The sequence below is a fragment of the Vibrio crassostreae genome (assembly GCF_041439375.1).
GTDB lineage: Bacteria > Pseudomonadota > Gammaproteobacteria > Enterobacterales > Vibrionaceae > Vibrio > Vibrio crassostreae_D.
The window spans coordinates 54,629-66,239 of record NZ_JBGONY010000024.1; the positions used below are offsets into that span (position 1 = coordinate 54,629).

Sequence of the window (11,611 nt, forward strand, 5' to 3'; positions counted from 1 at the left end):
AGAATATTGGAATGTCATATGTAGCTTTAAGCGGCCTATCCGCTGCACAATTAGACCTGAATACAACCAGTAACAATATTGCGAACGCAAACACGTTTGGCTTTAAAGAGTCTCGTGCAGAGTTCGGTGATGTTTACTCAAACTCGTTGTTTACTAACGCAAAAACGACGTCAGGTGGTGGTGCGCAAGCTAGCCAAGTGGCGCAACAGTTCCACGAAGGTTCAAGTATTTATACGAACAACCCAATGGATTTGCGTGTAAGTGGTACAGGTTTCTTTGCAGTATCGAAAGATCGCATGGTGCCAGAGATTAACGAACTAACGCGTAATGGTGCATTTCACCTAAACAAAGACAACTATATGGTTACGGCTAATGATGAGTTTCTTTTAGGTTACGATGTTGATCCAAACTCGGGTGAAGTTCTTTCTTACGCGCCAAAGCCTCTCGACATTCCTGCTGAGTTTGGTAAGCCAAAACAGACAGAAAACATTGAAGTAGGGGTCAACCTTCCTGCAAATGGTGATCTTAAAGACCCGGCTGCATTTAACTACCAAGATGCCGATACTTATAACCGTGCAACGTCTTCGACGGTATACGATTCTATGGGTCAGTCTTACAAGTTAACGACTTACTACCTCAAAGATCAGACTCAACCAAACACTTGGCAAACGTACTACACCATGTCAGATGAGAATGGTGAGAAGCCATTGAACATTACTGGCGGTGATGCGACGAATGCAACTGGTCATGTTGGTCACACAATGAAGTTCAACAATGACGGTACGTTAGCAAGCCTAAACAGTGGTCAGCCAATTAACTCTGATCCTCTAGGTGCAGGTGCGAACCCAATTGACTTGAACGGTGCCGATCCAACACAGGTGCTTAAGTTTGGTCTGGATTCTTCAACTCAGTTTGCTGCTCCGTTTGAATTGACTAAGTTTGATGAAGATGGTGCGACAACAGGTTTCTTAACCAAAATCGATTTCGATGAGTACGGCAGTGTTCTGGGTACTTACTCAAATGGTGAAAACGTGATGCTTGGCCGTGTAGGCTTAGTTCGTGTACCAAACGAGCAAGGCCTAGATAAGAAAGGCGGTACTCAGTGGGATTCTACTAACGACTCTGGTGATAAAATCTGGGGTGAATCGAACAAAGGTTCATTTGGTAGCATCAACAACGGCTCACTAGAGCAATCGAACATCGATATGACTCAAGAATTGGTTGATTTGATTTCTGCTCAACGTAACTTCCAAGCGAACTCGCGTTCTCTCGAAGTACACAACCAACTGCAACAGAATATTCTTCAGATTCGTTAATCGTTTCGAGCGTTTGAATCATCTGCGAATACCCAATTCAATGTTATTGAATTGGGTATTGTTGTTTGTTTTCTTATTTGCCGCCCCTATTGCCGCACGGTAATGCCACTGGCAACAATTCTTCCTGAATGATCCTTTAATGATCACCGCTCCTTGTTCATTTTCTATTTAAATTATTGATAAATAACAGTTAAAAATATTGGCACAGTGTTTGCTTTATTAGCTCCAGAAGATGATTTTTTGGAGCAAAATTATGGATCGCGCACTGTTTCTTGCCATGAGTGGCGCTAAGCAAAATATGCAGGCTTTGCAGCTACGTGCAAACAACCTTGCCAACGTGAGTACAACGGGTTTCCGTGCTGATTTAGCACAAGCACGTTCAATGCAAGCGTATGGTGAAGGCATGCCTACTCGTGTTTTCAGTATGACAGAGCGTCCGGGCCATAATTTCTCGCAAGGTAGTGTGGTTACCACTGGCCGAGATCTCGATGTTACCGTTCAAGGTGATGGTTGGATTTCAGTTATGGATAACACCGGCCGCGAAGGTTTAACACGTAACGGCAACCTTAAGGTTGACCAAAACGGTTTGCTAACTAATGCAAGTGGCCATTTGGTGCTAGGTGAAAACGATGCGCCAATCACACTGCCCATCCCAATCAGTAAAGTAGAAATTGGTACTGACGGTACGATTTCGGTGATTCCTCAAGGCGCTCCAGCTGAAGAATTGGCCGTAGTTGATCGTATTAAGCTTGTACGTCCAAACAACCAAACTTTGTTTAAAGATACGAATGGTCTATTCCGTTCGAAAAACCCAGATCAGGCATACGAAGCAGATGCAGCGGTAACGTTGCTAAAAGGTGCTATCGAAGGCAGTAACGTAAATGCCGTAGGTGAAATGACCAGCTTAATTGACTTACAACGTCAGTTTGAAATGCAGGTCAAGATGATGAGCACAGCAGAGGAAATGGACAAGTCGTCTGATTCACTGCTTCGTATGAGCTAATAGAATTTAAAGGAAATTGCTATGCATCCAGCACTATGGGTAAGTAAAACAGGTTTAGACGCCCAACAAACCAATATCTCAACGATTTCGAACAACCTTGCCAACGCCTCGACCATTGGTTTTAAAAAGAGCCGCGCGGTATTTGAAGATCTGTTCTACCAGAACATCAACCAACCGGGTGGTCAATCGTCTCAGAACACTGAGCTGCCAAGTGGTTTGATGTTGGGTGCTGGTTCTAAAGTTGTTGCTACTCAGAAAGTGCACACGCACGGTAACGCACAAACAACGTCGAACAGCCTAGATATGATGATCGAAGGTGACGGCTTCTTCCAAGTTGAGATGCCAGACGGTGAAACGGGTTACAGCCGTAATGGTCAGTTTACTCTGAACGGTGACGGCGCAATCGTAACATCGGGCCAAGGTTACCCTCTACAACCAGAAATCGTGATTCCTGAAGACGCGATCTCAGTAACGGTTGGTAACGACGGTGAAGTATCGGTTCGTCTACGTGGTGAGCAAAACAACGTCGTAGTTGGCCAAATCACGATTACAGACTTCGTAAACCCAGGCGGTTTAGAGCCAGTCGGTCAAAACCTTTACTTACCGACTGGTGCGAGTGGTGACCCGCAAGAAGGTGTACCGGGCTTCGATGGCCTAGGTAACATTCGCCAGTCGATGCTAGAAACATCGAACGTAAACGTAACCGAAGAGCTGGTAAACATGATTGAAGCTCAACGTGTATACGAAATGAACTCAAAAGTTATCTCGTCAGTAGACAAGATGATGAGCTTTGTTAACCAACAGCTGTAATTGGTTTATTAGCCGTTTACTTATTCGAATTCATCAACGTGTTTCTACTAATTGATCCATTGATCCATTGATCCATTGACCACTGCCTGCTGAGAGTATATCGCCATGAAACGTATTTTTTGTTTAGCTCTGTTTATGTCTATGACGGGTTGTGCTGTGTTGGACCCGATAGAGACTCCAGCAGAAGAAAACGCAACCACAGTAGTTGATGCAGTGGAAGGTGATAAGTCGGCTGAAGAGAGCTCAGGCATTATCGACACGCTTCGTGGTAGAACCGATCCAATTGCAGGTGACCCTGCATGGGCGCCAATCAATCCAAAGCAGAAACCAGAGCATTACGCAGCGGCAACGGGTTCACTATTCAATGTTAATCATATTGGCAGCATGTACGATGACTCAAAACCGCGTGGTATTGGTGACATCATTACTGTGGCGCTAGATGAGAATACTCGAGCGACCAAAAAAGCCAACGCAGACATGTCTAAGTCGAACGATGCATCGATGGAGCCTTTGGCAGTTGGTGGTCAAGAGCTAACGATCGATAAGTACAACTTCTCTTACGATCTGAGCAACACCAATACCTTCGCTGGTGACGCATCAGCCAACCAAAGTAACAGCATCAGCGGCTACATTACCGTAGAAGTTATTGAAGTATTAGCCAACGGTAACCTAGTGGTTCGTGGTGAAAAGTGGATGACATTGAACACAGGCGATGAGTATATCCGCTTGAGTGGCACTATCCGTCCAGACGATATTGATTTCGAAAATACCATCGCTTCAAACCGTGTTTCTAACGCAAGAATTCAGTACTCGGGTACGGGCGTGCAGAAAGATATGCAAGAGCCTGGATTCTTGGCACGATTCTTTAATGTATCTCTGTAGGGCTTGAGAGGGTGTCGACATACTGACAGCCTCTATCACTCAGCCATATTTAGCTAAGCTATTATAAATTAAAGCAATACAGACAGGTTACTCAATGAAAAAACTAACACTCGTACTATTCGGCATGCTATTTCTTGCCACCAGTGCCCATGCTGCGCGTATTAAAGACGTGGCAAAAGTGGCGGGTGTTCGTAGTAACCAACTTGTTGGCTACGGTTTGGTGACAGGTTTGCCGGGTACAGGTGAGACAACTCCCTTTACCGATCAAACGTTTAACGCAATGCTGCAAAATTTTGGCATCCAATTGCCGCCCGGCACTAAGCCAAAAACCAAAAACGTAGCGGCTGTTATTGTGACTGCTGAACTGCCAGCTTTCTCTAAGCAAGGTCAGGAAGTTGACGTAACCGTGTCTTCTATCGGTTCGGCAAAAAGCCTACGTGGTGGTACGCTGCTACAAACCTTTTTAAAAGGTCTTGATGGCCAGGTGTATGCCGTAGCGCAAGGTAACTTGGTAGTAAGTGGTTTTAGCGCGCAGGGTAACGACGGTTCTAAGATTGTCGGTAACAACCCTAACGTTGGCATCATCTCTAGCGGTGCAACGGTTGAACAAGAGATTCCAACCCCATTCGGTCGCGGTGACTATATTACCTTCAACCTAATCCAATCAGATTTTACAACGGCTCAGCGTTTGGCTGATGCGGTTAACAACTTCTTAGGCCCACAAATGGCGTCTGCGGTAGACGCGACGTCAGTAAAAGTTCGTGCACCTCGAGAAATCAGCCAACGTGTGGCTTTCCTGTCTGCAATTGAAAATATCGAATTCGACCCTGCAGAAGGTTCTGCAAAAATCATTGTTAACTCTCGTACCGGTACGATCGTGGTTGGTAAGCACGTTCGCTTAAAAGCGGCGGCGGTAACGCACGGTGGTATGACGGTCGCAATCAAAGAAAATCTCAACGTAAGCCAACCGAATGCATTTTCTGGCGGCCAAACCGTAGTGGTTCCTGATTCAGATATCGAAGTCACTGAAGCTGATGGCAAGATGTTTAAGTTTGAACCTGGCCTAACGCTGGATGATTTGGTTCGAGCAGTTAACGAAGTCGGCGCAGCGCCTTCTGATCTAATGGCAATCCTTCAAGCACTGAAACAAGCGGGTGCGATTGAAGGCCAATTGATCATTATCTAAGGGGTTAAGCATGATTAAGAATAACAATGACATCGGCTTTATCCACGACATCGGCAGACTAGACCGCCTTCGTCAACAAGCGGTAAACGGTGAAGAAGGCAGCGAGAAAGAAGCATTAACCGCTGCGGCAAAACAGTTTGAATCAATTTTTACCTCAATGTTGTTTAAGTCGATGCGCGATGCAAACTCAAGCTTCAAATCGGATATGCTGAATAGCCAGAACGAGCAGTTTTATCGCCAAATGCAAGATGAGCAAATGGCGAGTGAGTTGAGTGCTTCAGGTTCGTTAGGTCTTGCGGATATGATTGTGGCGCAGTTAAGCGCGGGTCAAGCAAGCGATGCGACGGAAGATAAGGTTCGTAGTGAAGGCTTTGATACTTCATTGCAAAGACCTCAATACTCAGGCCGTTCAGAAGGTCGAGCATCAGAAGTACAATCTGCGCAAGCAGCAAAACAGCCAGTATCCTTTGATTCTCCAGAATCGTTTGTGACCTCAATGAAGCCTTACGCAGAAAAAGCAGCGAGCGCGCTTGGTGTGGACTCGTCTCTACTATTGGCACAAGCTGCCCTTGAAACGGGTTGGGGTTCTAAAATGGTTAAGAACTCTTTGGGCAACAGCAATAACCTATTCAACATCAAAGCAGACAGAAGTTGGAAGGGCGATAAGGTTGCTACGCAGACACTTGAGTTCCACGGTAAAACAGCCGTTAAAGAGTCGGCTTCTTTCCGTTCTTACTCAAACTTTGAAGATAGCTTTAACGACTATGTGAAGTTCTTGAACGAAAACCCAAGATACGAAACGGCATTGCAGCATCAAGGTAACTCAGAGAACTTCATCAAAGGTATCCACCAAGCAGGTTACGCAACTGACCCTAACTATGCAGATAAGGTATTGCGCGTTAAAGCTAAGATTGATGAGATGAACTAATCACCTTTAATGAACATTGAGAGCTTGCCATTGGCAGGCTCTTTTCTTATCTATCACCTCAAATTTTGCTGCGAAGTCTGTAGTTATCTCTTTACACTTCAATAAATTATTGTCTTTTAGTTCTTCGCTGTGTCTATTGGCACATATATTGCTTTTTAAACTGGTAGTTAATCAGTTTATCCTGATTTTGTTAAGTTTTTTGGGGGCATTATGGCGTCGGATCTTCTGAATGTAGGGGCACAAAGTGTTCTTACTGCTCAGAGACAGCTAAACACCACAGGTCATAACATTTCTAACGCCAACACAGAGGGCTATAGCCGCCAATCTGTGATTCAAGGTGTGAATGACCCGCGTCAGTACGGTGGCCAAAGCTATGGTATGGGCGTGCATGTGGAAAATGTTCGCCGCTCTTGGGACCAATTTGCCGTCAACGAACTTAACTTATCGACAACCAATGCCGCCAATAAAGGCGACACCGAAGCTAACCTCGATATGCTGTCGAGTATGCTGTCATCTGTTGCTTCGAAGAAGATTCCAGAAAACCTTAATGAATGGTTTGATTCGGTTAAAACATTAGCCGATACACCGAATGATGTCGGTGCTCGAAAAGTTGTATTAGAAAAGGCTGGGCTACTCAGTAAAACGTTAAATGAATTCCATGAAACGGTTCGCCAACAGTCTGACTCTACCAATAAAAAATTAGATATGGGTATCGAGCGAGTTAATCAGCTTGCGTACGAGATCCGTGATGTTCAACGTTTAATGATGCGGACTCCTGGGCCTCATAATGACCTACGAGATCAGCACGAAAAGTTGATTAATGAGCTTTCTGGTTACACCAAAGTAACGGTGACACCACGCTCAAATGCCGAAGGGTTTAATGTCCATATTGGCAATGGCCATACCTTAGTCTCTGGTAGTGAAGCAAGCCAATTAAAAATGGTTGATGGCTTACCCGATGCACATCAGCGTCGCCTAGCGATTGTTGAAGGTAAGTCTTTAAAACCGATCACCAGCAGTGATATCGACGGAAAAATCGGCGCCATGCTAGATATGCGTGACGAACACATCCCGGCAATCATGGATGAACTTGGTCGTTTAGCGACCGCGTTTTCATACGAGGTAAATGGTCTTCAAGAACAAGGTTTGGATCTCAACGGCAACGTAGGTAAGAACCTGTTTACTGATGTTAACTCTGAGCTGGTGGCTAAATCTCGTGTCACGGCTAGCGGGCAATCGAAAGCAGATGTTGCGGTATATATTGATGATACCTCTGCCTTAAAAGGCGGTGAGTATGGTCTGAAATACGATGGCAGCGATTACGTGGTGACTAAGCCGAACGGTGAGACCGTGAAGATGGCGACCGACTCTAGCGGCAACGCTTTTTATCTTGATGGCATGCGAGTGGAAATTCGTAACCCTCCTGAGCTAGGAGAGAAACTGTTACTGCGTCCAACGCGTAATTTTGCTGCTCAAATGCAGATGGAAACCAAAGATCCGAAAGACATTGCCGCGCAAAGCTATGAGGCATCGACCACTTTTGCCAAAGGCACTGCTGGGTTCAAAATTCTAGCGGCCGGTCAATTGCGTGAGTTTGAAGTGGTTGTATCACCAAAGGGGGAGCAATTTGCGGTTACCGATCCTAAGGGCAACATCTTGATGCAGCCTCAACCGTATCCGCCTGAAGGCCCTGTGACTATCAATGGAACAACGTTTGAGCTAACACCAGGCGCTGTGGCAAATGATAAATTTACGGCAAACCTTGTCCCATCAGAAGGTGACAACGGTAACCTGCGTAAGCTGCAAGATCTTCAAACAGGAAAGCTTTTGAATGATGGTGAGTCTACGATTTTAGACCTTTACCACAACTTGAATACCAATACGGGCTTGAAATCTTCAACGGCAAATCGTTTGAGTGATATTGCGACGTTAGAAAAACAGTCGGCTCAAGAGCGTATTGCTTCTATCTCGGGAGTAAACCTCGATGAAGAAGCGGCAAATATGATGAAGTTTCAGCAAGCGTATATGGCTTCTTCACGCATCATGCAAGCAGCCAACGATACGTTTAACACTATTTTGGCTCTGAGATAGGAAGGTATAAATGTTGAATCGTATCTCTAGCTTCCATAATTATCAGTCAGTACAAAATGACTTGCGCCGCCAAGAGAACAAGGTGCATCACAACCAAGCGCAACTTGCTTCAGGTAAGAAGTTACAGTCGCCAAGTGATGATCCATTAGCGACGCACTATTTGCAGAACATAGGTCAGCAGTCAGAACAACTTAAACAGTATGTAGATGCGATTACTCTAGTAAGAAATCGTCTTGAACATCATGAAGTATTAGTTTCTAACACTGAAGGCTTTGCTGATGAAGCAAAACGAACCGTGATGGAAATGATCAACGGTGCGCTTTCTCCAGAAGACCGTTTAGCCAAGAAGCGTGAAATTCAAGAACTGGCGAATAACTTCCTTCATTTAGCCAACTCTCAAGATGAGTCGGGTAACTACACATTTGCGGGTACTAAACCAAAGAATCAGCCTTTCTTTCGAGACAATCAAGGAAACGTGACTTATCAAGGTGATGACTACCAACGCAAGATGCGTGTGGCAAGTAGCTTTGAAATGGCAATGAATGATCCAGGCAGCAAGATGTTTATGGAAATAGACAACCCATTTGGTGATTTTGAGCCTCAGTATGACCTTGAGCCCGCTTCAGAGCTATTGTTAGAGCGCGCAACGAACACAACTAAAGATTCATCAACGTACAAGGTGACGTTCGTTGATATGCAGACCGGAAACTATGCCTACCAACTTGAAAAAGATGGGACCGTCGTCGCCGCGGAAGATTTTGATCCTTCGACAGGTATTGTCTACGAAGGGCTGAATATCCAACTTAAAGGCCAGATCACGAAAGGTGATTCGATCACCTTAGAGCCGAGAAAGACATTCTCTATCTTTGATACGTTTAAAGAAGCCGCTGAACAGGCTGAAAACCCAGTATCGGATGCATCAGCTACGGCGAAATTGCACCAAGTAACCGAAGAGTTTCATGCCGCGTTTATTCATTTAACCAAGGCAAGAACCGATGTTGGTGCACGTTTAAGTACGCTGGATATTCAAGAGCAGCAACATGAAGATTTTAAGTTGTCTTTAGCGAAAGCAAAAAGCAACTTTGAAGACTTGGATTACTCGAAAGCGATCATTGAGTTCAATGAAAACTCTCGAGCACTACAAGCTTCTCAACAAGCGTTTGGCAAAACCAAAGACCTGACCTTGTTTAACTATATTTAATGATCAATCGGCATTTAATGGTGACTTGTCGATCACCATGGCGTTGATTCCTTGCCGTATGTGCTATGCCATACGTGCGAATGACGCCATAGTTTGCCGCTTTTTTGTACGAAGCATGATGTTTCTAGAATAGCGGCAAAAAACGGCAATAAGGAAGGTGAATGTTTTTACCTTCTAATAGTAGAAAATCATAATTGCGCAGTGTTGTTTGTAAGTTTTTGATTTTTAGATAATTAAAAAATTATTTATATGAGATTAAACTTGGCATACAACTTGTATCTGTGTTGGTTATAAATGATTAATACAGATCTTAAACCTTGTATAGGTTTTATCGAGTAATACACGGTCAGTGCTTATCCATATGAGAGTAAAGCTGGCCGCTTCGCAGAAAGCTTGCGAACTCATAAGGAGAGCAAAATGGCTATTAATGTAAGTACTAACGTATCTGCTATGACAGCACAGCGTTACCTGAATAAAGCGTCGAATGACTTAGCGACTTCAATGGAGCGTTTGTCATCGGGTCACAAGATCAACAGCGCAAAAGATGATGCTGCAGGTTTGCAAATTTCGAACCGCTTAACAGCTCAATCTCGTGGTCTTGATGTAGCAATGCGTAATGCCAATGACGGTATCTCAATTGCTCAAACCGCTGAAGGCGCGATGAACGAATCAACCAACGTATTACAACGTATGCGTGATCTAGCGATTCAATCATCAAACGGTACTAACTCTCCAGCAGAGCGTACGGCACTGAATGAAGAGTCTATGGCACTTCAAGATGAGCTTAACCGTATCGCAGAGACAACGTCTTTTGGTGGCCGTCGTCTATTGAATGGTTCATTTGGTGAAGCATCGTTCCAGATCGGTTCTAACTCTGGTGAAGCGATGATCATGGCTCTGACGAGCATTCGTGCCGATGATTTCCGCATGGGTGGTACAACGTTTGATTCTGAAAACGGCAAAGATAAGAGCTGGGAAGTGCCTGCACAAGCTCGTGATCTTAAGTTCGAATTCAAAACCAAAGCGGGTGAAGATATCGTTTTAGATATCAATACCAAAGCGGGTGACGATATCGAAGAGCTTGCTACTTACATCAATGGTCAATCTGATCTTGTGAACGCATCGGTTACTGATGATGGTCGCATCCAGCTATTCGTTGCTGAACCAGACCTTGACGGTGCAATGTCTATCTCTGGTGGCCTAGCGTCTGAGCTAGGTATTAAGAGTGAAGGCCGTGCTACCTCTGTTCAAGACGTTAGCTTAACCAGCGTTGCGGGTTCACAGAACGCAATTAGCGTGATTGATTCTGCAATGAAGTACGTGGATTCACAACGTGCTGATTTGGGTGCAAAACAGAACCGTCTAAGCCACAGTATTAATAACTTGGCAAACGTACAAGAGAACGTAGACGCTTCAAACAGCCGAATCAAAGATACGGACTTTGCGAAAGAGACGACACAAATGACCAAATCACAAATTCTGCAACAAGCAGGTACTTCAATACTTGCTCAAGCAAAACAGTTGCCTAACTCTGCGATGTCATTATTGCAATAGTTATTGGTTGAACTTGCTGCTCGTGTTCAGACGTGAGCCATGCAGCAAGGGAAACTGGCAAGCATACTTACTATTGAGTGTTTAGCTCTCTCATCTCTCACCTGCTATCCATTTTTACAGTAAGAATGCAACGGCAAGTCGGAAATGTGTTCATTTCTCGATGATCTCCACACAGGCTCTGACGCGCCAACTAGCCCCGGTTCTCTCAAAGGAAAAGGGGCTTTTTCCTTTCTGTATTTCTTGTTTTTGCTATTTATTGTCCTACGAATTTTCTCGCTCTACCTTTCTTAGAGCTCTATTTGACTGTTCTTGTTTACGAAAAATAATTTCGCCTATTGCACAAGATTTGTCTACCCCAGAGATCTTTGGCGATTGATCATTTCTCCACCTTGAGCAATTTAGACGGCGATTCGTACGTTTTTCAAACAGGTTAAGATCTTTTCTCAATTGAAATCTATCGCTGTATTAGAAAATGCGATAAATTAAGTCATTGATAAATATTAAATTAATAAATTTTTTGTGGTTTTTTGAAAGTTTTTCTAAAGCTTCTGATTTTCGCGCCGTTATTAAAAGTAACTTTGAGAGAACTACTTGGTTTTCCGAGACGTCGGAAACCGCTATACCGGAAAATCAATTGGAG

Annotated in this window: 9 protein-coding genes; all 9 read left to right on the plus strand. The window is 44.3% G+C overall.

Annotated elements, in window-relative coordinates:
• Positions 1-11: 11 nt before the first annotated feature.
• The gene (flgE, locus tag ACED45_RS12080) at positions 12-1,316 is read left to right on the plus strand and encodes a flagellar hook protein FlgE (RefSeq protein WP_048609567.1); all 1,305 of its coding nucleotides are present in this window, start codon (positions 12-14) and stop codon (positions 1,314-1,316) included.
• A 253-nt stretch (positions 1,317-1,569) separates the two neighbouring features.
• On the plus strand, positions 1,570-2,319 hold the full coding sequence (locus tag ACED45_RS12085) for a flagellar basal body rod protein FlgF (RefSeq protein ID WP_048659811.1): 750 nt from the start codon (positions 1,570-1,572) through the stop codon (positions 2,317-2,319).
• 21 nt (positions 2,320-2,340) lie between these two features.
• A complete protein-coding gene (flgG, locus tag ACED45_RS12090; RefSeq protein ID WP_004739713.1) occupies positions 2,341-3,129 on the plus strand; it encodes a flagellar basal-body rod protein FlgG in 789 nt (262 codons plus the stop codon).
• A 105-nt stretch (positions 3,130-3,234) separates the two neighbouring features.
• Positions 3,235-4,011 carry a flagellar basal body L-ring protein FlgH gene (gene flgH / locus ACED45_RS12095; protein ID WP_048659814.1) on the plus strand — a complete coding sequence of 259 codons (777 nt, stop codon included), beginning with the start codon at positions 3,235-3,237 and terminating at the stop codon, positions 4,009-4,011.
• Between the two features lie 94 nt (positions 4,012-4,105).
• On the plus strand, positions 4,106-5,197 hold the full coding sequence (locus ACED45_RS12100) for a flagellar basal body P-ring protein FlgI (protein ID WP_017106350.1): 1,092 nt from the start codon (positions 4,106-4,108) through the stop codon (positions 5,195-5,197).
• A 10-nt stretch (positions 5,198-5,207) separates the two neighbouring features.
• Positions 5,208-6,125: a flagellar assembly peptidoglycan hydrolase FlgJ gene (gene flgJ, locus ACED45_RS12105; RefSeq protein ID WP_371714138.1), complete on the plus strand. Its 918-nt coding sequence runs from the start codon at positions 5,208-5,210 to the stop codon at positions 6,123-6,125.
• Between the two features lie 210 nt (positions 6,126-6,335).
• The gene (flgK, locus tag ACED45_RS12110; protein ID WP_146492322.1) at positions 6,336-8,216 is read left to right on the plus strand and encodes a flagellar hook-associated protein FlgK; all 1,881 of its coding nucleotides are present in this window, start codon (positions 6,336-6,338) and stop codon (positions 8,214-8,216) included.
• A gap of 10 nt (positions 8,217-8,226) precedes the next feature.
• Positions 8,227-9,417, plus strand: coding sequence for a flagellar hook-associated protein FlgL (flgL, locus tag ACED45_RS12115; protein WP_146492321.1), 1,191 nt, complete (start codon positions 8,227-8,229; stop codon positions 9,415-9,417).
• A 417-nt stretch (positions 9,418-9,834) separates the two neighbouring features.
• A complete protein-coding gene (locus ACED45_RS12120) occupies positions 9,835-10,971 on the plus strand; it encodes a flagellin (protein ID WP_146492320.1) in 1,137 nt (378 codons plus the stop codon).
• The last annotated feature ends 640 nt before the right edge of the window (positions 10,972-11,611 follow it).